The sequence below is a fragment of the Alloalcanivorax xenomutans genome (assembly GCF_032810065.1).
Taxonomy (GTDB): domain Bacteria; phylum Pseudomonadota; class Gammaproteobacteria; order Pseudomonadales; family Alcanivoracaceae; genus Alloalcanivorax; species Alloalcanivorax xenomutans.
The window spans coordinates 904568-929560 of record NZ_CP136538.1; the positions used below are offsets into that span (position 1 = coordinate 904568).

The following is a 24993-nucleotide window of genomic DNA, read 5'->3' on the forward strand; positions in this document are numbered from 1 at the left end:
ACGCGCCGACTCGGCCCGAGGACAGGGCCTGCTGAAGAGGGTGGACCATGCAAGGCGTGAAAAAAAATTGCCGGGGGCAATTTTCAATGTCGCTTCAGCGGCGGCCCGGAGGATGGCCGCCACGGACGGTGGGCATAAGACATGGGGTGATCGGCGGCTTGTTCGGCGGACTGCTGTTCGCTGGCACTATGGCTGCCGCGCAACCGCAGACTGCCACGGAGCCACGGACTGCCGCGGAGTCACCGCCTTCGCCGAGATACTACATCGTTCGTCCCGGCGATACGCTTTGGGACATCGCCGAAGCCTATCTTGGGGACGCCCGGGCCTGGCGCCGTGTGCGTGACCTCAACCACCTTTCCGATCCCTACCACTTGCAACCCGACACCAAGCTGATACTGGAGGAGAACAGTCCTTTGGGTATCGATGTGCTTCACTTGGAAGGTGAGGTCTGGGCCGAGGACGTTGATGGAAATCGGCGGCCGCTACTGACCGGCATGCAACTGGGTGCAGGTCAGTCGGTGGTTACCGGTCCTTTCGCTTTTGTATCCCTGCGTCTGGAGGACGGCTCCCAGGTGGTTTTGCCATCCAGCAGCCGGATCCGGTTCATCAAAGAGCGTGAGCAGGGTATTGTTCGCGTCCGCCTGGAACGTGGCGCGGTGGAATCCAAGGTCACCCCCCGCCCTGGTGAGGAGCATTACCAGGTGGAAACCCCGGTAGGTATCATCGGTGTGCGTGGCACCCATTTTCGTGTGCGTGAACAGGCTGGCGGCGCTACCACCAGTGTGCTGCGCGGGGCAGTGGCGATCAGCCATGATGGGCGGCCTCAAGGCCGGGTGCGTGAAGGTGAGGGGGGGCGTCTGGACAGCCGCGGCCGGCTGACCAGAGTGGCGCTGTTGCCCGCGCCCACCTTGCTGCCCGACTGGCGTGGCGCCGGCGGTGTCCTGCATGCCAGGGTCGAGCCGTTGCCGGGAGCTATCCAATACCGGCTGCAGATGTCCAGGGACAGCGATTTCATCGAGCTGGTACGTGAAGCGGTGTCGGATGATGGTGAGTTCAAAGTCGAGGACGTGCCCGCGGGGGCGTACCATGTCCGCTTGTCGGCCGTCGATGCCAATGGCATTGAAGGGCGCGAAGCGCATCATGTGTTTTTCCTGCGCGGGGTGGGTGCTCATCGTTAGGCCCTCTCGTTTTTCGATTCTCCTTTTAAGCAAGCTGTCCCGATGTCCATACTGACCAGCGAGGCGTTATTTCGCCGCCTGTTTTTTCAATGGGGCCTGTTGCTCCTGATCGCCCTGGCCGCTACTGGCTGGTTGGCGAGCCGTGACTTCGTACAACTCAACGCGTCGGTCTATGACCGCTTGATCGCCTGGTCGGATAAACCGGTGAACGACGATATTCTCATTGTCGCCGTGGATGACCGCAGCCTTCGTGAAATCGGGCGTTGGCCCTGGAGCCGGTTAGTGCACGCGGCGTTGGTGGACCGCTTGCGTGAAGCCGGTGTCCAGGCGGTGATGATGGATATCCTTTTCCTGGAAGCGGAAGGCGACGGCAAGGCGGACCGGCGCCTCGGTGATGCCATGGCCCGTGCCGGCAATGTTTATGTGCCATTGGCGCGCGCTCCCGTGGCGACACCGGGGGCGCCTCCCGTGGTTTATCCGCCATTGCCGGACATCGCCGATAATGCCGCCGGCATAGGCCACATTAATGTGGAGGCGGATATGGACGGCAAGGTGCGACGTCTGTATTTGTGCGAGGGCGTCATCGACCAGGTGGTGCCGCATCTTACCTGGGCGCTGTTCGATGCTCTCGTGGGCCAGGGCCTGGCCGCGGGGATGGCCATGCCGGGTGAGGAAATCCAATCGATTCACAACACGCCTTCCTGGCATCGGGACCACCTGGTTCGGGTGCCGTTTCGGGGGCCGCCCGGAGCGTTTCCCCGAGTGTCCTACAGCAGTGTGCTGCTGGGCGAGGTCCCGGACGAACTGCTGAGGGGCCGGATCGTGCTGGTCGGCGCCACCGCCTCCGGTCTGGGGGATCGCTATGCGGTGCCGGTATCGGGCCGGATGGGTACCATGGCCGGCGTGGAAATCCAGGCCAACCTGCTGAACGCTTTGATGGATGGCTATGTCATTACCGAGTTGGATAAAGCCACGCGAATATTGCTGTCCATGGTGCCGGTGCTGGCCTTGATGATCGCCTTGCTGGTGTCGCGTATGCGCTATGTCCATGCTCTGATGGCGTTGATGGTGGCACTGACCATGGCGGCGTGCGCGCTGGCTTTGCGATTGGGAATCTGGTGGCCTCCGGCGGCCTCTTTAATGGGGCTGGTGCTGTTTTATCTGTTGTGGCAGTGGCGCAGTCAAAGCGTGATCCTGCGCTGGTTCAGCACCGAGATCGAGTCGCTGAGCAGCGAACCGAACATGGTGCCGGAGGCCGGAGGATCTTCCGGTATGCGTTGGGGCAGCACGCTGCACCGCCGGGTCATGGCCTTGGAAGCCGGTGTGCAACAGTTGCGTGCTTCTCGCCGGTTCGTCACCGACATGTTGGATTCCTTGCCGGTGGTGACTTTCCTGGTGGATGGCGAGGCCAAGGTGAAAGCCGCCAATCGCAAGGCGCGCTGGTTGGTGGGTAATCCCGCGGGAGTGGAAAGCTGGAAATTGCGGGATGCATTACTGACGGTGGTGCCGGCGGATGCCGTGCCGGTATTCCTCTCCGAGGGAGGCCGCTTCGCCGATGTGCGTCACTGGCATGGTCAGGCTTTTTTTGATCGTTGGGGAAATCACTATCGTATTGAAGTCGCGCCGCTGTGGACGGCGATTACGCTGGATGCCGGCTGGTTGATCAGCCTGGTGGATATGACCGGCGAACGCCGCGCGGCGGAACAGCGGGCGCACATGTTGCGGTTTCTGTCCCACGACATGAAGGCGCCGCAGGCCAGCATGTTGGCCCTGCTCGATATGCAGAACGGTACCGCGGCGTTGCCGGCTCAGGAATTTCATGCGCGCCTGGAGCGCCAGGTACGATCCGCCCTGGACATGATCGAGGACTTCATGCAATTGGCCAAGGTGGAGTTTGGCGCGCTGGATTTCCGGGAGGTGCTGCTGGCCAATATCGCCATGGATGCACTGGACCGGGCCTGGCCCTTGGCCCAGGCCAAAGGCATCCGTTTGGAAAGCGACAACCTTGACGATGACGGCGGGCCGATTTGGGGAGATCAGGGGTTCCTGGTACGGGCGGTGTTCAATCTGCTCGAGAACGCGATCAAATACAGCCCGCCCCGAAGCGTGGTGACGTTGTCGGTTCTACAAAGCGGTGACCGGATCATTTGCCAGGTCAGCGATCAGGGGGTCGGCATTGCCAGCCATGATATTCCCTATCTGTTTGAGAGCTATCGCCGCTTCGATGCCGACAACATGGCCACCGGCTTGGGGTTGGGGCTGGCCTTCGTGAAAACGGTGATGGACAAGCATAATGGCGAAATCCAGTGCCGGAGCGTGGTGCGCCAGGGCTCCACATTTACCCTGAACTTTCCCGCCTATGCGGACGCCGGCGACTAGCGCCGCCGGCTCCGCCCTTCGACTAAAGTCATACTGTCGCGCCATTCGGCTTTGTTTAGGCTCTTAGATGCGGACCGTTCGTGCCTGTCCGGTGAAAGCTTGGCTGTGTATTGCGGAAAGGGTTCGCTGTCAGTGCCGTCATCGTCACTGGGAATCGTCACTGGGAAAGGGGTTAACTAATGAGAGAAAAAAACGCCCGCGACTATTGGGCCGCCAACCTGAGATTGATCTTCTCCTATCTCGTTGTCTGGTTTGTCGTCTCCTACGGCTTCGGCATCCTGCTCGTGGATCAACTGAATGCTATCCAGTTCTTCGGTTTCAAACTCGGCTTCTGGTTTGCGCAACAGGGATCGATCTATGTGTTCCTGGTACTGATCGTCATGTATGCCCATTCCATGAACAAGCTGGATAAGAAATTCGACGTGGACGAGCAGTAAACCAGCTCGATAACAATGAGGATAAGAGTATGGATGTCCAACTTCTGACATATATTTTCGTGGGCGCGTCGTTCGCGCTCTATATCGGTATTGCCATCTGGTCGCGGGCCGGTTCCACCAAGGAGTTCTACGTGGCCGGCGGTGGGGTTTCCCCGGTGGCCAATGGTGCCGCCACGGCCGCGGACTGGATGTCCGCCGCGTCCTTTATTTCCATGGCTGGGATTATCGCCTACGCCGGCTATGACGCCTCCGTATACCTGATGGGATGGACTGGTGGTTATGTCCTCCTGGCGATGCTTCTGGCGCCTTACCTGCGCAAGTTCGGCAAGTTTACCGTGCCTGATTTCATCGGTGACCGTTACTACTCCAACGTGGCCCGGACGGTGGCGGTGATTTGTGTGATATTCGTATCGTTTACCTATGTGGCCGGGCAGATGCGCGGCGTTGGCATCGTGTTCGCCCGCTTCCTGGAAGTGGATGTGAACATCGGCGTGATCATCGGCATGGCCATCGTGTTCTTCTACGCCGTACTGGGTGGCATGAAAGGCATTACCTACACTCAGGTCGCTCAGTATTGCGTGCTGATTTTCGCTTTCCTGGTGCCGGCGGTATTCCTGTCCATCATGATGACCGGACACGTACTGCCACAAACAGGCTTTGGCGCCACCGTGTTGGATGCCTCCGGTAACGACACTGGCGTCTATCTTCTGGAACGCCTGGATCAGGTGGTTCAGGAGCTTGGCTTCGGCGCCTATACCGACGGCAGCAAATCCACCATCGACGTGTTCTTCATCACCGCCGCCCTGATGTGCGGGACCGCCGGCCTGCCTCACGTTATCGTGCGTTTCTTCACTGTACCGCGTGTACGTGATGCCCGGATCAGTGCCGGCTGGGCCCTGTTCTTCATCGCCCTGTTGTACACCTCCGCTCCGGCGGTAGGGGCCTTCGCGCGTACCAATCTGATCGAAACCGTGAACGGCACGGAATACAAAGAGCTGCCCGGCTGGTTCTATAACTGGGAGAACTCCGGTTTGATCGGCTGGATGGACAAGAACAACGACGGACGTGTACAGATGGCCGCGGGCGCTCCGTTCGAGGGCAAGCCGACTTTCTCCGGCTCCCGCGAGGAGGCCTCCGGTGCACAAGGGGAGCGTGTGCTGACCAATACTCCCACTGATAATGCCTCCGAAGTTTACATTGACCGAGACATTATCGTTCTGGCCAACCCGGAAATCGGTAATTTGCCGGCCTGGGTGATCGCTCTGGTGGCGGCCGGCGGCGTGGCCGCGGCCTTGTCGACGGCGGCCGGGTTGTTGCTGGTGATATCGTCGGCCATTTCTCATGACCTTTTGAAGAAAACGCTGGTACCCGGGATCACCGAGAAGCAGGAACTGCTGGCGGCGCGGCTCGCGGCCGTCGTCGCCATTATTATCGCCGGCTACTTCGGCATTAATCCACCGGGTTTCGTCGCCCAGGTGGTGGCCTTTGCCTTCGGGTTGGCGGCGGCCAGTTTCTTCCCGGTGATTCTGATGGGTATCTTCTATCGACGCATGAACAAGGAGGGGGCGATTGCCGGCATGCTGGTGGGGCTGGCTTTCACCTTTGGCTATATCGTCTACTTCAAATTCATCTCTCCGGAGCTGAACACCGCCGATAACTGGTTGTTTGGTGTCTCTCCGGAAGGGATTGGCACGGTTGGCATGATTCTTAACTTCGTTGTGGCTTTCGTGGTCTCCCGGGTTACCCAGGCACCGCCAGAGCATATCCAACATATTGTGGAGGATATTCGGGTACCTCGTGGCGCGGGCGCGGCGGTACAACACTGATCACGGGATCAGGAACGAAAACCGGGGGGCGGGGTGCGATGCGCTCCGCCCTTCTTCGTCTAACAGGGCACTGTTATAAAGTCAGGTCATCGTGATAAGCCAATCCAAGGGTTGGTTTATCCGGATGGCTTATCCGGTAGGCCCGTTCCGTGGAGGAATGGGATTCCGGGAGGACAGGGCAAAAGTGGATCTGAACTTCGAGCAATTGCCGTTCTCCCTGTTGGGAAAACAGGGCCGTGACCGTTTGCGCCAGGCGGTGGAAATGACGTTTCTGTCCGCCGGAACCGTGATTCTCGACGCCGGTGATGCCACCGACTATGTCTATGTGGTCCACAAAGGCGTGGTGGTGGAGATGGACCCCCGTGCTCCGGAGGCGTCGGCGCGGATTGCGGTCTATACCGATGATGATCTGTTCGGCGCCATCACCGTCTTCAACGGCACCAGCCGTTACCGGTTCAAGGTGGAGGAAGAAGCGCTTTGCTATTTGATTCCGGCGGAGCTGTTTCAGGCTCTGTGTAATGAAGAACCCGCCTTCGCGGATTACTTCCAGGCGAGGTTGGCGGCAAAGAGTCAGCTGCTGGCGGAGCGGCGCGAAGGCGGCGTCACCCTGGCCGGATTCATGTTGGCGCGTGTCAGTGAGTGCATGCGCGAGCCGGTGTTGCTGCCCGCGGACGGGACTATTGGCGATGCGGCCACGGAACTGACCCGGCATGGTGTCGACAGCTTGTTATTGAAAGCGGGCGGCCAGGTTGGGGTGATCACCAAAACCGATTTGCTGCGTGGACTGGTGGAGGAAGGGCTGACTCCGCGAAGCCCGGCGTTGGGATTGGCGTCGTTTGCCCTGGTAACCGTTGATCTGGATGAATTCCTGTTCGCCGCCCTGGTACGCATGACCCGGCATCAGGTGACCCGGGTGGTGGTGATGGCGGAGGGCCGGGCCTTGGGCGTAGTGGAACTGCCGGATGTGCTCAGTTTCTTTTCCAGTCGCTCCTATGTGGTGGGGCTGGAAGTGGAGCGGGCGGAGGATATGGACGCCCTGGTATTGGCCAGTGCCCGTCTGCCTGAGTTAGTACAGGCGCTGATGGCTCAGGGCGTGCGCATGCGTTTCGCCATGGAACTGATGGCGGCGCTCAACGGCCGCATTATTGCCCGTGCCTTTGAGTTTCTGATGCCCCGGACGAGGGCGATGCAGTGTTGTCTTATGGTGTTTGGCAGCGAAGGACGTGGCGAGCAGATACTGAAAACCGATCAGGATAATGGCCTGATTCTGGAAGAGGATCTGAACTGGCCGGAACTACGCGATCTTTCCCGTGCTTTTACCGATACGCTGGTGCGTCTGGGTTACCCCCGTTGCCCAGGCGGCATTATGGCGTCGAATCCGGAGTGGGTGGGTACGTTGACCGATTGGCGCCGGCGTATCCGGCGTTGGGTGGGGCAAGGCGATGACGCCGCTATGATGCGGCTGGCGATTCTGGCCGATGCTCATCCGGTGGCGGGGCAGGTGCCTTTGGTGGAACGATTGCGGGACTTGTTGTTCGAGCATTGCAGTCACGATGAAATTCTATTGTCCCAGTTTGCCCGTCCCGTTTTGCATTTCGCCACACCTCTGACCTTGTTCGGTACGCTCAAGACTCGTGATCAAACCCTTGATATCAAGAAGGGCGGTGTTTTCCCGTTGGTTCATGGGGTGCGGGCGTTGAGCCTGCGTTATCGCATACGGGAAACCAATACTCTGTCCAGAATGGCGCGTCTGGTCGATGCCGGTCATCTGGAGGCGGAAGTGGCCGATGATCTTGGTGGAGCGCTGGCTGTATTTTCGGAGCTGCGGCTGCGGCAGCAGATCAAATACCTGTCCGCGCCCGGGGCCGCATTGCAAGCCGGTAATCAGGTCAGTGTCGCAGGCTTGTCGTCTCTGGAGCGGGATATGCTGCGCGACGCCTTGCATGTGGTCAATGATTTCAAGAAAAGTCTGAGTCGCCGTTTCCATCTTGAGTACTGAATCTTGAATACTGAATCCAGAGCACCGAATCCGGAGTACTGAACCATGCATACATTGAAGCGCATCTGGCAACGCCACCGGCACGGCGACGGTCCCTTCTCTCATATGTTCGAGTTGCCGGCGGATGCGGATGAGCTGGTGGCGATTGATTGCGAAACCACCGGGCTGGATGTTCGCCGCGCGGAACTGGTATCGGTGGCGGCGGTGCCCATCAGTCACGGGCGAGTGAGGGCGGGGGCCGCGTTGAACTTGCATCTTCAGGCGCCGGCCTCTCTGGATGCCACGTCGATTCGTATTCATCGTTTGCGGCCGGTGGATTTACGTGAGGGCGGTGATGTCCGCCGGGTATTGGAACAACTGCTCGCCTTTATTGATAACCGGCCTCTGGTGGGTTGGTGTCTGAGCTTTGATATGGCCATTCTCAATCGTTATACGAAAACCCTGTTTGGTTTTGAGATCCCCAATCGCCGTATCGAGTTGAGCAATCTGTACCAGAAGCGTCTGCGCCATCGTCAGCCCGAGCAGGTGGCGGATTTGCGTTTTGAGCAGGTGGCGGCGGACTTGGGGGTTCCGGTTATGGGCAGACACAGCGCTCGCGGTGATGCCACCACGGCCGCGCTGATGTACACCAGATTGATGGAAAAGAGCTGAGCGGCGCTAGTAAGGAGGGGTAAACCATGGTGTATTTGGAAACCACATTGTTGACCCTGGGGCTGTTGATTGTCCTGGGTGCCTATGCGCACTATTGGCGTCGCACCGGGGATTGGCGCGGCGTGGCACGCTTCTGGGCCCGTGGCATGGCGCTGTCGGTGGCGGAGTTCAAGGCGCAGCGCGCGGGTGTATTGTTATTATTGCTGGCGGTGGTGATTCGCTTCGCGCGTGCCTTGATGCTGTGGTGATGTTTGGCAGTGGCCCGCCGCCCGGACCAAGCTCGTACAGCGGCTTCGTGCCCACGCTGAGAGACGTCGGCAGGTTGGCCGCGTGTGGTTGGTGTAGTCGGAGGCAAGGTGGTTTCTCTGTGGCAGTTGGGCGGCCTGGCGCTGCTGTATGTTCTGATTCTGTTTGTCATCGCCTGGTGGGGAGACCGTGCCGAGCGGCGCGGCCTGCGGGTGGTCAACAATCCCTGGAGTTACAGTCTGGCTCTGGGGGTGTACTGCACCTCATGGACGTTTTATGGCGCCGTGGGGGAAGCCGCCCAGCGCGGCTGGACCTACCTGCCTATTTACCTGGGCCCCATCATCACCGTGCTGTTCGGCGCCGCGCTGGTCTACAAGCTGGTGTCGGTGGGCAAACAGCACCACATTACTTCCATTGCCGACTTCCTGGCCGCCCGTTACGGCAAGTCACGCCAGTTGGCGGTGCTGGTCACGTTGGTGGCCATCATCGGCGTCCTGCCCTACATCGCCTTGCAGTTGAAGGCGGTGACCTTGTCGTTCGAGCACGTGCTGGGGGCGGATGTGTCGCCACCGCTGGATACCGCTTTAGTGGTCACCGCACTGATGGCATTGTTCACCTTGTTGTTCGGTACCCGTCACATCGACGCCACCGAGCACCAATCCGGACTGATGCTGGCGGTCAGCTTCGAATCCTTCGTCAAGCTGGTGTCCTTCGTCATTGTCGGATTGTTTTGCCTGTTCGGTATCTACAGTGGCCCTTTCGATCTGTGGAATCGGGTCACCACTGACGCCACCATTCGGGGGCTGTTCGAACCCACCCTGTTCTCCCAGGGATTCGTTACCGCGTTGTTGTTGTCGATGCTGGCCATCATTTGCCTGCCCCGGCAGTTCCATGTGGGAGTGGTGGAGAACAACGATCTTCGTCATCTGCGCAGCAGCCGCTGGGTATTGCCGTTGTATCTTCTGCTGTTCGCGGTGTTCGTGCTGCCGATCGTGGCGGCGGGGTTGCAGATGCTGCCGCCCGGCACCAAGGAAGACATGTTCATGTTGTCGTTGCCCATGGCCACTGGCAACCATGGGCTGTTGTTGGTGTCCTTTATCGGCGGTATCGCCGCCGCCACGGGTATGGTGATTGTCTCGACCATCGCTTTGGCGATCATGTTGACCAACGAAATTCTGCTGCCGGCCTGGGTGCAATACCGCATCCAGGGCAAGGAAGAACTGTCCGATCTGAGCGGGCAGCTGCGTTTTCTCCGCCGTCTCAGCATCGTGCTGTTGCTGATCCTGGCGTTTCTGTTCCACACCATCATCGATCGCATTCAGGGGCTGGCCCACCTGGGGCTGATTTCCTTCGCCGCGGTGGCGCAGTTCGCGCCGGCGCTGCTGGGTGGACTGTATTGGCACAAAGGACACCGCGCCGGTGCCTTTATCGGCATGATCGTTGGTTTCGTGATCTGGCTGTACTGTCTGTTGTTGCCGCTGATGCTGCCGGATCCGGCGGTGGACTGGCTCAACCTTCATGGGCTGATCGGTCTTGGTGTGCTGCGGCCTCACGCCCTGTTTGGTATCGAGGGGCTGGATCCGTTGACCCATGGCGTGTTCTGGAGTCTCAGTCTGAATCTGGCCGCCTATATCTATTTTTCCCGGCGCTCGTTTCGTGAGGCGCTGGATGAAACCCAGGCTACCCGGTTTGTCGATACTCCCACGGATTGGTGGCGGGAGAAGATGGGGCATCCGCTGATCTCCACGGCGGAGCTGTTGCAGGTGTGTGAGAGAGGGTTGGGGCACCCGCGCGCGCGGACCTTGTTCTTCGATTATCTGGAGCGGCGTCAGGTGCCGGCGGACCTGCAATTGCCGGCGCCGTTGCATCTGGTGCGTTATGTGGAGCGGTTGCTGGCCGGCGCCATGGGAGCGTCCACCGCGCGTATCGTGATGGGCTCTCTGCTGAGCAAACAAAATGTGCGCCATGATGAGATGGTGCGGATCATGGACGAGGCGTCCCAGCTGATTCAGTTCAATCATCAACTGCTGCGCACCACCATCGAGACCATCAGTCAGGGTATTTGCGTGGTGGACCGGGACCTGAACGTGGTGGCCTGGAATCAGGCTTATGTGCGTATGTTCGAGTACCCGGAGGGGCTGATTCGTCTCGGTAGGCCGATCGAAGAGGTATACCGCTATAACGCCGGGCGTGGCTTTTACGATGGCGACGATCTGGAAGAGGACGTCAATAAAAGGGTGCAATTGCTGCGGGAGGGGCATGCTCATCGCTTCGAGCGGGAGTTGCCCAATGGTGTGGTGGTGGAAGTGCGTGGCAACCCCATGGAAGGGGGCGGTTTCGTCAGTACCTATATGGATGTGACCGAACGAAAGCGTGACGAAATAGCGCTGCGGCAGATCAACGAGAATCTGGAACAGATGGTGTCCGAACGGACCCGCCGGCTATCGGAATTGAACGCCAAGCTGGAGCAGGCCAATGAAGGCAAGACACGGTTTCTGGCCGCTGCCGGCCATGACCTGATGCAACCGCTCAACGCGGCGCACTTGTTTGTTTCTTCCCTGGGGCAACGGCTGAGCCGCAAGGAAGAGGATTTTGCCTACGAAACAGAAGTGCTGGGGCATATCGACAGCTCGTTGCAGGCCGCCGAGCAAATCATCTCCGCCTTGCTTGAGATCAGCCGGCTGGACACCGGCACCATGCCTTCCCATCCGGCGCCGGTGAGTTTACGGCCCCTGATGTCGCAGTTGGGACAGGAATTTGGCGTGTTGGCGCGGGATCAGGCGCTGAGCCTGCATCTTGTGGCGCCGGACGTGGAGGTGCGCACCGATCCCACTTTGCTGCGGCGAGTGCTGCAGAATCTGCTATCCAACGCGGTGCGCTATACCGATCGAGGCAAGGTGTTGTTTGGTTGCCGCCGCGATGGCGACTGGGTCCGTATCGAGATCTGGGATACCGGGCCGGGTATTCCCGAGGACCAACTGACCCAGGTGTTCCGGGAGTTTCTGCGCTTGCCGCAGCAGGGGCGACGGCAGGTGAAGGGGCTGGGGCTGGGGCTGGCGATCGCGGACCGCATTTGCCGGCTGCTGGAGCATCCATTGACGGTACGCTCCTGGCCGGACAAGGGCACCGTGTTCAGTGTCTCGGTGCCACGAATCCGGTCGCAAACGCCGATGACCGCTCCGGTGGACGTCATCGAGGAGCCGCAGAGGGATATTCAGGGCATGCGGGTGTTCTGCGTTGATAATGACGCCGCCTTGCTGGCCAGTCTGGAAGCGTTATTCCGCGCACTGGGGTGTGAACCGGTGGTGGCGGGTTCCGTAGGCGAGGCGATAGAAAAGGCGAAAAATCAGCCGGCGCCGGATTTGCTGGTGGTGGATTATCAACTGGACCATGGCGAGACCGGTTTTCAGGTTATCGAGGCGCTGGACGGCTATTGGGACGATGTGGTGCCGGCGGTTTTGATTACCGCGGACCGGCGGCCGGAGATCCGCACCATGGCGGAAGAGATGGGCGTGCAGTTTCTGCAGAAGCCGGTCAATCAGGACGCCTTGCTGGCGGTGCTGCGGGCGCTGTGAATCAGAGATCGCCGGGGGGCTCGATGGCAAGGTCTTTCAATGCCAGCACCGCCTGGGTCCGGTTGCGGACGCCGAGTTTGCGGAAGATGGCGGTCATGTGTGCCTTGACCGTGGCTTCGGAGACATCCAGTTCGTAAGCGATCACTTTATTCTGCATGCCTTCCAGTAACATGCCCATGACGCGGAATTGTTGCGGCGTCAGACTGGTGATGCGCTCGCGCATGGCGGTGTAGTCGGCGAGGTCAGGAGGGCGGGGGCCGCGGGCTTTTTCCGGTACCCAGCGTTCGCCGTTCATGATTCTTTCCAGCGCTTCGGTCATGGCGTCTACCGAGGCGGATTTGGGAATGAAGCCGTCCGCGCCGAAGTGCAGGGCCCGTTGAATCACGGCGACCTCTTCGTTGGCGGAAATCACTGCCAGGGGCACCCGTTGATAGATGTCACGCAGATAGACGAGCCCGGAAAAACCGTGCGTGCCCGGCATGTGCAGATCCAGCAGGATCAGATCGAACACGGCCTCGTCCTGGCCCAGGCGCTCCAGCGCCGCCAGGGAATCCGCTTCGATAATACGGGCATCGGCAAAGCTGCTTGCCACCGCCTGGCGCAACGCGGCGCGAAACAGAGGGTGGTCGTCGGCGATCAGTATCCGGGTCATGCCCCGATTATACGCATGGTGAGGGGCAATGCCATGATTGGCGCGCGGAACCGCGCGCCGGATCGGGGCTGGCGGGAAAGTCAGTCCAGGTCGGCGGGGTAAACACCGTTTTCGTCGTGGACTTCCTTGCCGCTCAGCGGCGGAGTGAAAGCGCAGGCCACGACCATGTCTTCGTTTTCGCCACCGTACAGGTAGTGCTCGTCGTGTTGGTCGAGCAAGTAGATGGTGCCCGGGGTCAGCTCGTAGACGTCACCGCTTTCGACCATCTCGATTTTGCCCTTACCGGAGATCACATACACCGATTCCCAGTGGTTGGCGTATTTGATGTGGGTCTTGGTGCCCTTGAAGATAGTGGTGATGTTGAAGGAGTGGCCCATGCCATCTTCCTTCAGGGACAGCCGCACGGACTGCCAGTTACCATTTTCCGCGACCACGCGGCGTTCGGTTTTCTCGGCTTCCGCCAGAGTACGTACGATCATTAAAGTAGCTCCAGAGTATGGCAGGGGAGAAAGGTGCTCCCCCGGGCGGGGGAGCACGAGTGGGATCAGCCTACGGAGTGTGCTTCACCGCGCTTGACCCGGTCGGTCATGACCTCGGTCACGCTGTCCTTGAGAATCTCCATGGCGCGGTTCAGATCTTCCTCGCTGATGATCAGCGGGCACAGGGTTTTGATCACCTGGCCGTCGGCGCCGGAGGTCTCGATCACCAGTTTGCGTTTGAAGCAGGCCTTGGTGATTTCCTCGGCCAGCTCGCCGTCGCGGCAGACCAGGCCTTGCATCATGCCGCGCCCGTTCAGGTAGAACCAATGATCATCGTAACTGCGGGCGATATCGCGGAAACGCTCGGTGATGATGTCGGCTTTCTTCTGAACTTCCTGGGCGAACTTGTCGTCGCGCCAGTAGTGATTCAGAGCGGCGGTGGCGGTCACAAACGCCAGGTTGTGGCCCCGGAACGTGCCGTTGTGCTCGCCGGGTTTCCACTGGTCCAGTTCCGGTTTCAGCAACACCATGGCGAACGGCAGGCCATAGCCGCTGAGAGACTTGGACAAAGTGATGATGTCCGGGTTGATACCCACTTCGTCGAAGCTGAAGAAGCTGCCGGTACGGCCGCAGCCAGCCTGGATGTCGTCCAGGATCAGCAGCATGTCGTGTTTGCGGCACACCTTTTCCAGATTGCGCAGCCATTCGAAGCTGGCTGCGTTGATGCCGCCCTCGCCCTGTACGGTTTCCACGATCACGGCGGCGGGGAAGTCCACGCCACTGGAAGAATCGCCCAGCACCTTGTCCAGGTACTCGGTGGTATCGAAGGCGTCGCCCAGATAGCCGTCGTAGGGCATGCGGTTGACGCCGCCCAGGGTAACGCCGGCCACGCCACGGTGGTGGCTGTTCCCGGTGGCGGCCAGGGCGCCCAGGGTGACGCCATGGAAGCCATTGGTGAACGCGATGATATTGTGACGGCCCTTGATGTTGCGGGCGATTTTCAGTGCCGCTTCCACCGCGTTGGTGCCGGTGGGACCGGTGAACTGCATGACATGGTCCATGTCGCGGGGTTTGAGGATCACCTCATAGAAGGTGTCCATGAATTCCCGTTTGGCGGCGGTGTGCATGTCCAGGCCATGGACGATGCCGTCGCGCTGGACGTATTCGAGCAGCTTTTCTTTCAGGATCGGGTTGTTGTGGCCGTAGTTGAGGGTGCCGGCCCCCGCCAGAAAGTCGATGTACTCCGCACCGGTTTCGTCGTACAGGTAGCTGCCCTTGGCCTGGTCGAAGACCACCGGGAAGCTGCGGGCATAGCTCATTACTTCCGATTCGTGGCTTTCAAAAATGTCGGTATCCATGGTTCCGTCGTCCTCTCTGAATTCGTTTTCAGGCGTCGTCCCGATTGAACGGGCCGATGCGCAACAAATGCTCATCCTGGTGCTGGCCGGCGAAATGCAGGCGCGAATCGAACAGGATGAATTCCTCGGTGGGCATGCGGCGCTCGTAGGCGAAGCTGCGGAACATGCCCCAGGAAGCTTCATTGTCCGGGGTGATGGTGGTTTCGATGTAGCGCACATCCGTGGCTTCGTCGCGCTCCAGCAGGGCGGCCAGCATACGCTTGGCCAGACCCCGGCCCCGCGCTTTCTCATGCACCGCTACTTGCCATACGAACAGGGTGTCCTGTTGCTTGGGCGGAAGGTAGCCGGAGATGAAGCCGACCAGGTCGCCATCCAGCTCCGCCGCCACCGAGGTATCGGCGAAATGGGTGCATTGCAGCAGGTTGCAGTAGACGGAGTTCTCATCCAGGGGTTTGCACTCCGCGATCAACTGATGCACCCGGGGGCCGTCCTGGCTTTCCGGCTTGCGCAGGGTCAGGTCGTCGTCCTGGTGTTTTTTGTCGGTCGTGTCGTCTGCAGGCATGGTGTCACTTCTGGTCGGTTTGGGAAGGGGTGCGATGGCGGCTCCGGCGTTCCTCGGTTACCGGCTGAGCGCGATCGATGGCGCCCAGATCCAGTACCGGTGAAGCGTCGATGTCGCCTGCGTTCATCATCGCGGCGACCCGTTGCAGTGAACTGAGAATCAACGTCTGCTCCCAGTCCTGAAGCTGCTCGAAACGGGCCATGAACTCCTCCTGAAGAGGGGTGGGGGCTCGCTCTAGAATAGCGACGCCCTCGCCGGTGAGCGAGGCGTAAACGCGGCGTTTGTCCTGTTCGCCACGTTTGCGTTCGATCAGCCCCCGTTTCTCCAGGCGGTCAAGAATGGTGGTGACCGTGGCCTGGCTCACTGATACCTCATTGGCGATATCGCCCATGGTCAATTCCCCATGGGGTTCGATCGCCTGCAATACCAGCAGTTGAGGCGCGGTAAGACCGGCGACCTTGCTCAACTTCCGGGAGTACAAATCGGTGGCGCGAATAATCTGTCGTAACGCGATCAACACTTCGTCGTGTCTGGCCATGTCCGTTTATTGCCTTGATAGCGAATCAATATGACTGAAAAAAGAAAAACGCAATTTCGAGTTGAAAGGGATTTTTTCGATCGGTTTCGGCTAACCAGGCGGCAAGGCCGGGACCTCCGTGGCTCAAAGTGGTAGGCTAGTTTAGAGATATAATATTTAGATGTCAAAGTAATTAGCTGTTCGGGGAGGCGCCTGATGGTTCTGGCGAGCTTCATTGGCTTCATGTTGTTGTTTCTTCTGATCGGTTTCGCTTCGGTGCTGGTGCGTTCCCGAAGCCAGGCCGATTACCTGCTCGCCGGCTCCGGCGTGGCACCGTCCCTGACCGGACTTTCCGCTGTCGCCACCAATAATTCAGGTTTCATGTTCATCGGTGTGATCGGCTACACCTACGCCACGGGTTTGCCGGCGTTCACCATGATGGTGGGTTGGATTCTGGGCGACTGGATGGCCTCCACCCTGGTGGCCCGCCGTATCCGTGAGACCGCGGAGAAGCGGGACAGCCTTACTTTTCCGGAACTGCTGGCCAACTGGAATGGTACGGAATTCAAAGTATTGAAGACGGTGGCGGCGGTTATCGCCGTGGTGCTGCTGGGGGTTTATGCGGCGGCTCAGTTCAAGGCCGGTGGCAAGGCGCTGCATGCCCTGTTCGACTGGGATACCCGTACCGGCGCGATCATTGGCGCGGTGATGGTGTTGTTCTATGGCTTTTCCGGCGGGTTGCGTGCTTCGATCTGGACCGATGCGGCGCAATCGGTGGTGATGATCGTGGCCATGACGGTGATGCTGTGGACCGCGGTGTATATGGTGGGTGGCTGGGAGGCGGCGTGGACCGGGCTGCATGGCGTCTCCGATCACTTCTTCCGTTTCTTTTCCGAGGCGAGCCTGGCGCTGGGGTGGCAAGGGCCGGTGCTGTTTCTGGTGGGCTGGACGTTCGCCGGTGCCGCGGTGATCGGTCAGCCCCATGTCATGGTGCGCTTCATGGCGGTGGCGAACCCCCGTTCGGTGCGCCGGGCCCGTTGCTATTACTACGCCTGGTTCATCACCTTTTACACGCTGGCGGTGGGCGTCGGGATGATGGCCCGGTTGTTGATGGATCAAGGCGTTGTTGACCCGTCGCTGGTGATGAACGCCGGCAAGCTGGACGCGGAATTGGCATTGCCGGTAATGGCCCAGGAACTGTTGCCGGATGTGGCCACCGGGCTGGTGCTGGCGGGGCTGTTCGCGGCCACCATCTCCACCGTGGATTCTCTGATTCTCAGCTGCAGTGCCTGTCTGTCCCGGGACCTGATGCCGAGCCGTTGGCACGGTTACGGGACCGCCCGTGTCATCACTCTGCTGGTGGTGGTGGCATCCCTGGGGATCGCTCTGTTCGCCAATGAGAATGTGTTTGATCTGGTGTTGTTCGCCTGGGGGATTCTCGGTGCTTCGTTCGGCAGTCTGCTGGTGGTTTATGCATTGGGTGGCCGTCCCGGTGAGCCGGTGGCGGTAAGTATGGTCGTCGCCGCCACCGTGGTGGCGGTTGGCTGGCGCCTGGCGGGGCTTAATGCGACCATGTCGGAGGTTTTTCCGGCGATGGTCGCCGCCTGGCTGGTATTTGCCATGGGGCACCTCACCGGCTCGGGTGAACGTCGCCCATTGGAAGGTTCCCAGGGGCAGTAATCAGCAAGAGGAAGAGGTGAATCGTGTTCCGCAAAGCGCTGCTTCAGCGGCTCAGCCGTGTTGGCGGAAAAGTGGGTGTGTTGATCGGTTGTCTGATGTTGCCGCTGGCGGTCCAGGCCCAAACCTCACAGGTTCCGGAAGACTCACAGGGGGTGCCCCGGCCCGAGGCGCAAAGCGAGATTGAAAAGGGGCCGGTGATTTCCCAGTTCCGTGAGAACTGGATTCTCGGTGAGTTGCGTTCCCTTCGTCAGGACATGATGGAATATCGCAACGAGATGACCAAGCTGGTCACCGACCGGGAACTGGAGGTGGCGGACAAGGCCATGGGCTACGCCACCAACACGGTGACGTACTTCTTTTATTTGATCGCCGGCGCCGCCTCGATTCTGGCGCTGGTGGGCTGGTCCACGATCCGGGATCTCAAGGACAACATCCGCGTTTACGCCGAGAAGGAGATGTCCCGGCTGACCGTGGAGTACGAGTCCCGGCTGGCGGACCTGGAGAAGGAACTGCGCAAGAAATCCCGCACCATTGCCGAGAACCAGGAAGAGATCGAGCGTACCAACGAGATTCACAGCCTGTGGTTGAAAGCCTCCAAGGAGCCCAGCTACAAGGAGAAAATCGAGCTGTACGACCGCATCCTGGAACTGCGCCCGGACGATCCGGAAGCGCTGGCATGGAAGGCGGACGCCGCGCTTGAGCTGGGTGAGCAGCGTTGGGCACTGAGTCTGTGTGACCGGGTGCTTGAAGTGGACGAAGAAAACTCCCATGCGCTCTACCAGCGCGCCTGTGCCTGGGCCGGGCTGGGTGAAACCGATAACGCCCTGCGTGATCTGGAGCAGGCGGTGAATCAGTCGGATGCGCTGCGCCAGCATGCCCGGGCGGAGGAGATGTTCCAGCCGTTGCGGGACCTGCCCCGGTTCCAGGCGGTGGTCGGTGGCGAGGAGCTTCTTGACCCATAGGTCGATGCTGTCAGTGCCATGAGAGAAAGCTGTTGGCCGGGGTGAGGGCGGCGCTCCGGCCAACAGTATGTCTGTATTTTTCCCTTTATATTTCAATGAGATAACCGTTCAGGTGCCAATCGGTGTCGTAATCCACCGTGCGCCGGTGCGGCCATGGGCCCGTAATCAGGGCTTTTCACGGCTATTTCCACAACAGCAATAGGTCTATTTGGCTGAAGGTTTCTGCTACACTCTGCGCCCCTGAATGATTGGACGATGACAGTCGGATTGCCATCAGTGCTGATTCGTTGGGCGCCATTCTGTGTCCCGGCATCCGATTAGCGCCATCCCGCGTTCCGTCCTTATCGGAGATTTCCATGAAGCGCGAAAGCGGTGCGGACAACACCAAGGCGATGCCTGATGTGGCATCCAACTCCATGGTCGACCATATCGGCGGCACCCTCGACTGGGTCGGCATGAGTGAAATTCACCTGCCCGCACGGGTCAGTGATACCCGGGTCGGCGAGCGCCCGGTGAGCACCTCCATTCAGGCCTACGTCAATCTGGCCAATCCGGATGCCAAGGGCATTCACATGTCGCGCCTGTATTTGATGCTGGAAGAAACCTTCGGGGATCACTCGGTGAGCCCGGCTTCCATCGAACAGCTGCTCGGCAATTTCCTGGAAACCCATGAGGGGCTCAGCACCCGTGGTTTCGTGCAGTTCGATTTCGAGTACTCCATGCGCCGCCCGGCGCTCAAGAGCAGTTACGCCGGCTGGAAGAGCTATACCGTGAGCATCAAGGCGTCACTGGGTGAAGAAGGGCTGTGCACCGAGATGTACGTGGAAGTGCCGTACTCTTCCACCTGCCCCTGTTCCGCGGCGCTGGCTCGTCAGTTGATTCAGGAAAAATTCCGCGAGGACTTTCAGTCCGGCAAGGTGGATGTGGACGAAGTGTTCGAGTGGCTCGGCACCGAGGAAGGCATTCGTGCCACGCCGCATAGCCAGCGCAGTATCGCGCAGGTTCGGGTGCTGCTCGATAAGGCTGCTGAATCCTTCCCGATCACGGCGTTGATCGACTCCATCGAAGAGGCGCTGAAGACGCCGGTGCAGACGGCGGTGAAGCGTATCGACGAGCAGGAATTCGCGCTGCTGAATGGCCAGAATCTGATGTTCTGTGAAGACGCGGCGCGCCGTCTCAAGCATGCGCTGGATCCTCAACCCTGCTACCGCGATTTCTGGTTGCGGGTGAATCACCTGGAAAGCCTGCACGCCCACAATGCGGTGGCGATCGTCACCAAGGAAGTGGAAGGCGGCTACCTGCCGATTCCGTGACGCTGATTTTCTGACAAGAAACGCGGCCGGTGGGAGCAAGCCTCACCGGCCGCCGTTGTTTTTCCTGCGAATTCCCTCAGAATCGGCCGTTGACGCCGAACGCCAGGTTGTTCACCTCGTCGCCACTGCTGTCCACGGCGCGCAGATACTCCACACTCAGAAAAACCTTGGGGCTGACGGTAAAGTCCACGCCCAAGCCGAGAGATAGATCGCTGTAGTTCTTGCTACTGGAGCCGCCGGCGCGATAGTCATGGGTGGTTTCCACCCGGGTGACACCGACCAGACCGTAGGGACGGATCGGCATGGAGTTAGGGAACTGCCCGCGAAAATAGGCGCCGTATTGGCGGTCGATTTCCACCTTGGTGCCATTGCCCAGGCTGTCGTCATCCAGCCCCAGACCAATGCGTACTTCGCCGCCCAGGGTTTCGGTGCGGTTGATCCAGGTGCCCAGCTTGAACTGCAGCGCCGAGGGCTTGGCGCTGCCGCCGCGATCCGGTTCCACTTTGCTGCTCACGTAGTCCAACCCGGCGAAGCCGCTGGCATTGGCGATCATCGGCAGGACAAGGCAGACGGCCAGAAGCCATGTTTTCTTCATTACAACAATCCTTTCATCACAACCACGATAGAGTGCCGTCATTGTAATGAAGTTTGCTGCGCAAGAAAGGCTGGACACGCAACACGCCGATTCGCCGCCGAGGCGGCTTCCCACGGCGGCTCCGTGGCCTCCGCGGGAAGCGAGCTTGCTCGAGAACGGGCGCTGGGGCCTCCCATAAATTCAAAAGCGCGGGACGTCGGATGTCCCGCGCAGCTTACCGTTTAATGCTCGTGGTCGTGCTCGCCTTCTTCCTCTTCCCCTTCGCCATGATCATCATGATCTCCGGCGGCGCCGGTCCAAGCGAGCCCCAACGGCGCGAAACCGAGATCCGCCACTTCAGTGGTCACGGTCAGGGACTCCAGTTCCACACGGTGGATGGCCTGGGCCCGCGGGTCGGAGACGAACACCTCGTGGCCGTCGCCGCTGAAGGCCAAAGCCGGTGCCGGGGCGCCGTCGGCCGGGGGCTGATCCAATACGGTGATTTGCCCATGGTGGTGCCACTCGGCGGTATCGATCACATGCAGGGTGCCGGCATCGTCGAGCAGCACCAGATGCTCTCCGTGCGGGTCCAGGCCGTAGGCGAGCGGTTTGGCGTCGGCGGCGGTGTTCTCGCGCCACGTCACCTGCTCGGCTTCGGTGGCATCCGGCGCTATCCGATAGAGGTTATAGCCAGGGTAGGAGAGGGCGGCGAAATCGGTCAGATCGGGACTGCCCAGGATTGTCGCCAGACGTTCCGGTGCGGTGACCTTGTGATCGTGAAAATGGTCACCGTGCAGCTCCGCCACCAGTGCACCATCCTCGCAACCGAATACGGAATGGGTGGTATTGGAGGCGCCGCCATGAAGTCCCGGGCAGGCGGTGGCCAGGGTGCCCTCGGCATGGAAGTGATCGCCGTGCAGGTGATACAGCGCGATGCCGTCGGCAGCGCTCGCTCCGTCGCTGACGTTACTGCTCAGTACCCACTCGCCGCGCGGTTCGGCGATGCCGTGGTGCGCTTGCTCAAGAGTGTGAGAGGCGATGACGTCGTCATTTTCCAGGCTGCTGTCACTGAATAGCTGGAACTGGGAACCGGTGGCGGCGTCTCCGTCGAAAAACACCGTGCCGAGGCCGTCGTTGCCGCGGTAATGGGTGGGCTTAACGCCAAGCAGTGTCAAGGCGCTGAGCCCGGGAGTGCCGGTGTCGACATGGTCTTCGTGCAGCCAGATACCGCCATCCAGAATCTGCACCTGATCATTGTCACGTTGCATGATCACGGCGTAACGGCCGCCGGGGCTGGTATGCAGTGCCGTGGCCGGATAGGTCAGAGCGAAATCGGCGATGGTGGCCTGTTGTTCCAGATCGTACACGTAAACGCGGGAGTTACTGCCCGCTGCCTGGGTGAACACCAGACGGCCGGCCGTCTCCTCGTGGTCATGGTCGTGATCATCGTCGCCGCCGGGCAGGGTGGTGCTGCCGGTGTCGTTGTTACAGGCGGCCAGCAGCAGGGCCAGGGTCAGGGCGCCGAGGCGGGGCAGGGCGGAGTGCAATGAGCTGTTCATGTGTCGTTCCTGAATTCGTTGCGATTTTATGACGTTATAGCGTTTCGGTAATGGGGCGCTCCGGGCCCTTTGAGGGCCCGGCCGGTCTCAGAATTCCATGCGCATGCCGACGGTCAGATTGCGGCCCGGCTCTGGCACGGTGCGGGCCAGGAAGGAGGTGTGGTTCCACACTTCCTCGCCCAGCAGGTTGCTGCCGCGCAGATAAACGCTGTAGCGCTGGGCCCCTTCCAGGGTGTAGCTGAGGGTGGCGTTGAGCATGTCGTAGCCGGGAGTACGGCTTTCGTAGCCGGCGATGTCGTTCTGCGGGAACATCCGATAGAACTCCAGCTCACCGTCGAACGCCCGCCAGTAGGTGTTGACGCGGCCGCCCAGGCGCTTCGCTGGGATTCGTGGCAGCTCGTTGCCGCCGCGACTGAACTGGGCCTTGACGATGTCGCCGAATACCGTGGTGGACCAGCGTGGGGTCCACTGATAGCGCATCTCCGCTTCCGCGCCAGTGAACTCCACATCGTCCTGGGTGTACTTGATCAGGCGGAATTCCTCGATCTGATCCAGAGTGCGGGCGTAGATGTAGTTGTCCACCTGGTTGTGGAACAGACCGACATCGAAGGTCAGATCACCGCGAACCTTGCGCAGATTCAAGCCGATGTTGCGCGAGGTTTCCTTATGAATGGCGGAATCGTCACCCGGCGCGCCGCAGGTGTAGCTGCTGGAGACCAGGCCGCACTCATAGGTGTTGGTGGCCAGGTGAACCCCCCGGGCGTACATCTCCTGGGCATGAGGCATGCGCTGGGCGCGGGTGGCGGACAGCGACACGTTATAGTCCGGCAGAAACGCCCAGGTCAGCGCCGCCGACAATGAATTGGCGGAGTCGCTGTAGGAAGGCCGGTCCAGCGGATCCTCCACCGGGTCCAGGCGCTGATGCTCGTGACGGGCGCCCACTTCCAGGTGCCACTGTTCGGAGAAGCGGTAGTGTTCCACCGCGAATACGCCGAGGGTTTCGGTGTCGGTCTTCGGCATCAGGGCCTCGGTGCCCTGGGTGTTGAACTGGTGATCGGCGTACTGGAAACCGACCACGCCATGCCAGCCACCAATCGGCGCGTGTTCCGCCTCCACCCGGGTTTCATAACCTTTGTGACGGAAAGTGGTGCCCACTTCCCCTTCCTCGATTTCGTGGTGGCGATAATCGGTGTGGCTGGAGCGCACCTTGACCTTCTCGATACCGGGCAGCGGCTGCCGGTATTCACCGCGCAGATCGATGCGGCGGGCGTCCAGGTCCACATAAGGCGGCGTGTGCTCGCCTTCGCCTTCGCCGTGGTCGTGGTCATGGTCGTGACCATCGCCATCACAGGACAATTGATCACCATCGGCTTCGCAGCCCTCGAATTCATGGCTGTGGCCGGGCAGACCGTAGATGTCGCTGCGGTAGGAATACGCCATGCCCAGGTAGCCACGCTCGCCGATCCAGGAAGCGCCGACACTGACATTGTCACTGTCGGCGTAGGTGCCATCGATGTCGGGCACGGTGAAGCCATTCACTTCATAGTCGTCGGCGCGGCGCCGTGAGCCTTCCACGTGCACCGCGAAGTGGTCGCCGGCGCGGGCGGTGATGCCGGCGGCACCGGCCTTCTCGTTAGCCACCGTATTGCCGCGGACGGCTACAAAGCCCTCCACCGGACGGTCCGGCATGCGGGTGGGGATCTTGTCGTCCAGGACGTTGACCACGCCACCGATGGCGCCGCCGCCATAGAGCAGGGTGGACGGGCCTCGCAGTACTTCCACCTTGCGGGCGAGCATGGGCTCCACCGTGGTGGCGTGGTCCGGGGAGATATCGGAGGCGTCGAACAGACGGGCGCCATCGGAGAGCACGCTTACCCGTGGCGCCCCCTGGCCGCGGATCACCGGGCGGCTGGAGCCTCCGCCGAAGGTGTCGGAATGAACCCCTGGCAATCCTTCCAGCGTGTTGCCGAGGGTGGCGTTGCTGCGTTGGAACAGCAGACTGTCCTCCAGCAATCCGAACGATGAGGCGCCGCTGGCGGCGTCCTCGTCAAAAGGCAGCGCGGACACCTGGACCGCATCCAACTGATGGGAGGGTTGCCGGGGCGCTTGGTCGTCGGTGTTGTCGTTCTGTTGCGCCGAGGCTGGCAGGGCGGCCAGGGTGGCACCGACCATCAACCCCAGGGCCAGCGGCAGGGGTAAAGCTTTGCGTCTCATGGACTCTTTTCCTCTATCGAACAGGCACGCGGAGCATGCCTTGGCAAGCTGCGAATGTTATATCATAACAAAAGTGCTATCGAAACCCGAACCGCTTGAGGCGGCGGCGAAATCGGAGATCAGGCGGACAGAGGTGGGGCGCGGGAAAGGTAGGCGCGCAGACCGGCCTGGGTATGGCCACGGTCTTGCGCCAGCGGGCGCCAGAATGGCTCCGCTGCGGGGTTGTGCTGAACCAGCGTGGCGGGCGGCACGGCAATCTGTACCGGCGCGCAGTGCTGGCAATGGGGGGCGACGGCGGTGCCGTCATTGTCGGGAGTGCCGCCGGCCAGGGACGTGGCGGTCGGCAAATGCTCGGTGCTGTGCCACGCTATCTGCCACTGCCCGGCGATCAGCAGCAGGGAGAGTAGCAGGAGACGAACCGGGAAGGCCCTGTAGCTACGGGGACGCATGGTCCTTTCCGTGGGTTTTGGGGCCATGAGTGTTGGGGCCATTTTGCTGGGGGATATCATGCTGCGCGTCGCCATGCAGCGGGTGCGGCTGGCCCGGCACCGGATCGAAGCCACCGGGATGCCAGGGATGGCATTTACACAGGCGGCGCGCCGCCAGGGCGCTGCCGCGCAAGGCACCATGGTGCTCCACCGCCTGGCGCGCGTACTCGGAGCAAGTGGGATAGAAACGGCACTGATTGCCCAGCCAGGGGCTTAAATAGCCCTGGTAGAAACGCAGGCTGGCCAGTAAAACCCGTTTCACGGTGGCGACTCCCAATCAGAATCCCGCCAGCATACCCGAGGAAGATGACATTTGTCTGTCATCCGTTGCGGGTCGCTCCCCA

The 24993-nt window shown here is 60.6% G+C and carries 21 protein-coding genes; 11 read left to right on the top strand and 10 right to left on the bottom strand.

Annotated elements, in window-relative coordinates; all coding sequences use genetic code 11:
- Positions 1 to 128: 128 nt before the first annotated feature.
- From RYH70_RS04280 to RYH70_RS04315, 8 genes are all read left to right on the top strand, one after another.
- On the top strand, positions 129 to 1178 hold the full coding sequence (locus tag RYH70_RS04280) for a FecR domain-containing protein (RefSeq protein WP_158549015.1): 1050 nt from the start codon (positions 129 to 131) through the stop codon (positions 1176 to 1178).
- Between the two features lie 42 nt (positions 1179 to 1220).
- Positions 1221 to 3557: a CHASE2 domain-containing protein gene (locus tag RYH70_RS04285; protein ID WP_317009823.1), complete on the top strand. Its 2337-nt coding sequence runs from the start codon at positions 1221 to 1223 to the stop codon at positions 3555 to 3557.
- A gap of 179 nt (positions 3558 to 3736) precedes the next feature.
- On the top strand, positions 3737 to 3994 hold the full coding sequence (locus RYH70_RS04290) for a DUF4212 domain-containing protein (RefSeq protein WP_022993761.1): 258 nt from the start codon (positions 3737 to 3739) through the stop codon (positions 3992 to 3994).
- A 29-nt stretch (positions 3995 to 4023) separates the two neighbouring features.
- Positions 4024 to 5820, top strand: coding sequence for a sodium:solute symporter family protein (locus RYH70_RS04295; protein ID WP_116027659.1), 1797 nt, complete (start codon positions 4024 to 4026; stop codon positions 5818 to 5820).
- Positions 5821 to 6004: 184 nt separating this feature from the next.
- A complete protein-coding gene (locus tag RYH70_RS04300; RefSeq protein WP_394356121.1) occupies positions 6005 to 7819 on the top strand; it encodes a DUF294 nucleotidyltransferase-like domain-containing protein in 1815 nt (604 codons plus the stop codon).
- Positions 7820 to 7864: 45 nt separating this feature from the next.
- The gene (locus tag RYH70_RS04305; RefSeq protein ID WP_055099744.1) at positions 7865 to 8470 is read left to right on the top strand and encodes a 3'-5' exonuclease; all 606 of its coding nucleotides are present in this window, start codon (positions 7865 to 7867) and stop codon (positions 8468 to 8470) included.
- A gap of 26 nt (positions 8471 to 8496) precedes the next feature.
- Positions 8497 to 8718 (top strand): hypothetical protein, encoded by a 222-nt coding sequence (locus RYH70_RS04310; RefSeq protein ID WP_022993757.1) that lies wholly within the window; start codon positions 8497 to 8499, stop codon positions 8716 to 8718.
- 108 nt (positions 8719 to 8826) lie between these two features.
- Positions 8827 to 12291, top strand: a complete 3465-nt coding sequence (locus RYH70_RS04315) for a hybrid sensor histidine kinase/response regulator (RefSeq protein WP_317009824.1) — start codon at positions 8827 to 8829, stop codon at positions 12289 to 12291.
- Position 12292: 1 nt separating this feature from the next.
- On the opposite strand, the gene RYH70_RS04320 is transcribed toward RYH70_RS04315, so the two are convergent.
- The 5 genes from RYH70_RS04320 to RYH70_RS04340 form a co-directional block, all read right to left on the bottom strand.
- Positions 12293 to 12943 (bottom strand): response regulator, encoded by a 651-nt coding sequence (locus RYH70_RS04320; RefSeq protein WP_022993755.1) that lies wholly within the window; start codon positions 12941 to 12943, stop codon positions 12293 to 12295.
- 80 nt (positions 12944 to 13023) lie between these two features.
- On the bottom strand, positions 13024 to 13422 hold the full coding sequence (locus RYH70_RS04325) for an ectoine synthase (protein WP_026949824.1): 399 nt from the start codon (positions 13420 to 13422) through the stop codon (positions 13024 to 13026).
- Between the two features lie 65 nt (positions 13423 to 13487).
- The gene (gene ectB / locus RYH70_RS04330; RefSeq protein WP_026949823.1) at positions 13488 to 14780 is read right to left on the bottom strand and encodes a diaminobutyrate--2-oxoglutarate transaminase; all 1293 of its coding nucleotides are present in this window, start codon (positions 14778 to 14780) and stop codon (positions 13488 to 13490) included.
- A gap of 28 nt (positions 14781 to 14808) precedes the next feature.
- Positions 14809 to 15342 (bottom strand): diaminobutyrate acetyltransferase, encoded by a 534-nt coding sequence (gene ectA / locus RYH70_RS04335; RefSeq protein ID WP_022993753.1) that lies wholly within the window; start codon positions 15340 to 15342, stop codon positions 14809 to 14811.
- A 4-nt stretch (positions 15343 to 15346) separates the two neighbouring features.
- Complete coding sequence (locus RYH70_RS04340; protein WP_022993752.1) at positions 15347 to 15880, bottom strand: MarR family winged helix-turn-helix transcriptional regulator; 534 nt, start codon at positions 15878 to 15880, stop codon at positions 15347 to 15349.
- A 195-nt stretch (positions 15881 to 16075) separates the two neighbouring features.
- Between RYH70_RS04340 and RYH70_RS04345 the strand changes: the two genes are divergently transcribed.
- The 3 genes from RYH70_RS04345 to folE2 all read left to right on the top strand — a co-directional run bounded on the left by RYH70_RS04345 (position 16076) and on the right by folE2 (position 19814).
- Entirely contained in the window at positions 16076 to 17539 is a 1464-nt protein-coding gene (locus RYH70_RS04345; protein ID WP_233917743.1) for a sodium/proline symporter, read from the top strand.
- Between the two features lie 23 nt (positions 17540 to 17562).
- Positions 17563 to 18501: a tetratricopeptide repeat protein gene (locus tag RYH70_RS04350; RefSeq protein WP_026949821.1), complete on the top strand. Its 939-nt coding sequence runs from the start codon at positions 17563 to 17565 to the stop codon at positions 18499 to 18501.
- A 356-nt stretch (positions 18502 to 18857) separates the two neighbouring features.
- Complete coding sequence (folE2, locus tag RYH70_RS04355) at positions 18858 to 19814, top strand: GTP cyclohydrolase FolE2 (RefSeq protein ID WP_080530498.1); 957 nt, start codon at positions 18858 to 18860, stop codon at positions 19812 to 19814.
- Between the two features lie 76 nt (positions 19815 to 19890).
- Here the strand turns inward: folE2 and RYH70_RS04360 are convergent, their stop codons facing one another.
- The 5 genes from RYH70_RS04360 to yidD form a co-directional block, all read right to left on the bottom strand.
- On the bottom strand, positions 19891 to 20409 hold the full coding sequence (locus RYH70_RS04360) for a porin family protein (protein ID WP_022993748.1): 519 nt from the start codon (positions 20407 to 20409) through the stop codon (positions 19891 to 19893).
- A 221-nt stretch (positions 20410 to 20630) separates the two neighbouring features.
- Positions 20631 to 21947 carry a hypothetical protein gene (locus tag RYH70_RS04365; protein ID WP_063140311.1) on the bottom strand — a complete coding sequence of 439 codons (1317 nt, stop codon included), beginning with the start codon at positions 21945 to 21947 and terminating at the stop codon, positions 20631 to 20633.
- Positions 21948 to 22034: 87 nt separating this feature from the next.
- The gene (locus RYH70_RS04370) at positions 22035 to 24161 is read right to left on the bottom strand and encodes a TonB-dependent receptor domain-containing protein (RefSeq protein WP_317009825.1); all 2127 of its coding nucleotides are present in this window, start codon (positions 24159 to 24161) and stop codon (positions 22035 to 22037) included.
- A gap of 119 nt (positions 24162 to 24280) precedes the next feature.
- Positions 24281 to 24610 (bottom strand): hypothetical protein, encoded by a 330-nt coding sequence (locus RYH70_RS04375; protein ID WP_317009826.1) that lies wholly within the window; start codon positions 24608 to 24610, stop codon positions 24281 to 24283.
- Positions 24597 to 24911, bottom strand: coding sequence for a membrane protein insertion efficiency factor YidD (gene yidD / locus RYH70_RS04380; RefSeq protein WP_097057432.1), 315 nt, complete (start codon positions 24909 to 24911; stop codon positions 24597 to 24599). The genes RYH70_RS04375 and yidD overlap by 14 nt, the downstream gene beginning before the upstream one ends.
- Positions 24912 to 24993: the final 82 nt, after the last annotated feature.

What these genes read in the sequence shown, in the direction of transcription:
- RYH70_RS04285 (WP_317009823.1), top strand. Translation starts at nt 1,221, where the DNA reads ATGTCCATACTGACCAGCGAGGCGTTATTTCGCCGCCTGTTTTTTCAA.
- RYH70_RS04290 (WP_022993761.1), top strand. Translation starts at nt 3,737, where the DNA reads ATGAGAGAAAAAAACGCCCGCGACTATTGGGCCGCCAACCTGAGATTG.
- RYH70_RS04295 (WP_116027659.1), top strand. Translation starts at nt 4,024, where the DNA reads ATGGATGTCCAACTTCTGACATATATTTTCGTGGGCGCGTCGTTCGCG.
- RYH70_RS04305 (WP_055099744.1), top strand. Translation starts at nt 7,865, where the DNA reads ATGCATACATTGAAGCGCATCTGGCAACGCCACCGGCACGGCGACGGT.
- RYH70_RS04310 (WP_022993757.1), top strand. Translation starts at nt 8,497, where the DNA reads ATGGTGTATTTGGAAACCACATTGTTGACCCTGGGGCTGTTGATTGTC.
- RYH70_RS04320 (WP_022993755.1), bottom strand. Translation starts at nt 12,943, where the DNA reads ATGACCCGGATACTGATCGCCGACGACCACCCTCTGTTTCGCGCCGCG.
- RYH70_RS04325 (WP_026949824.1), bottom strand. Translation starts at nt 13,422, where the DNA reads ATGATCGTACGTACTCTGGCGGAAGCCGAGAAAACCGAACGCCGCGTG.
- ectB (WP_026949823.1), bottom strand. Translation starts at nt 14,780, where the DNA reads ATGGATACCGACATTTTTGAAAGCCACGAATCGGAAGTAATGAGCTAT.
- ectA (WP_022993753.1), bottom strand. Translation starts at nt 15,342, where the DNA reads ATGCCTGCAGACGACACGACCGACAAAAAACACCAGGACGACGACCTG.
- RYH70_RS04340 (WP_022993752.1), bottom strand. Translation starts at nt 15,880, where the DNA reads ATGGCCAGACACGACGAAGTGTTGATCGCGTTACGACAGATTATTCGC.
- RYH70_RS04345 (WP_233917743.1), top strand. Translation starts at nt 16,076, where the DNA reads ATGGTTCTGGCGAGCTTCATTGGCTTCATGTTGTTGTTTCTTCTGATC.
- folE2 (WP_080530498.1), top strand. Translation starts at nt 18,858, where the DNA reads ATGAAGCGCGAAAGCGGTGCGGACAACACCAAGGCGATGCCTGATGTG.
- RYH70_RS04360 (WP_022993748.1), bottom strand. Translation starts at nt 20,409, where the DNA reads ATGAAGAAAACATGGCTTCTGGCCGTCTGCCTTGTCCTGCCGATGATC.
- RYH70_RS04365 (WP_063140311.1), bottom strand. Translation starts at nt 21,947, where the DNA reads ATGAACAGCTCATTGCACTCCGCCCTGCCCCGCCTCGGCGCCCTGACC.
- RYH70_RS04370 (WP_317009825.1), bottom strand. Translation starts at nt 24,161, where the DNA reads ATGAGACGCAAAGCTTTACCCCTGCCGCTGGCCCTGGGGTTGATGGTC.
- RYH70_RS04375 (WP_317009826.1), bottom strand. Translation starts at nt 24,610, where the DNA reads ATGCGTCCCCGTAGCTACAGGGCCTTCCCGGTTCGTCTCCTGCTACTC.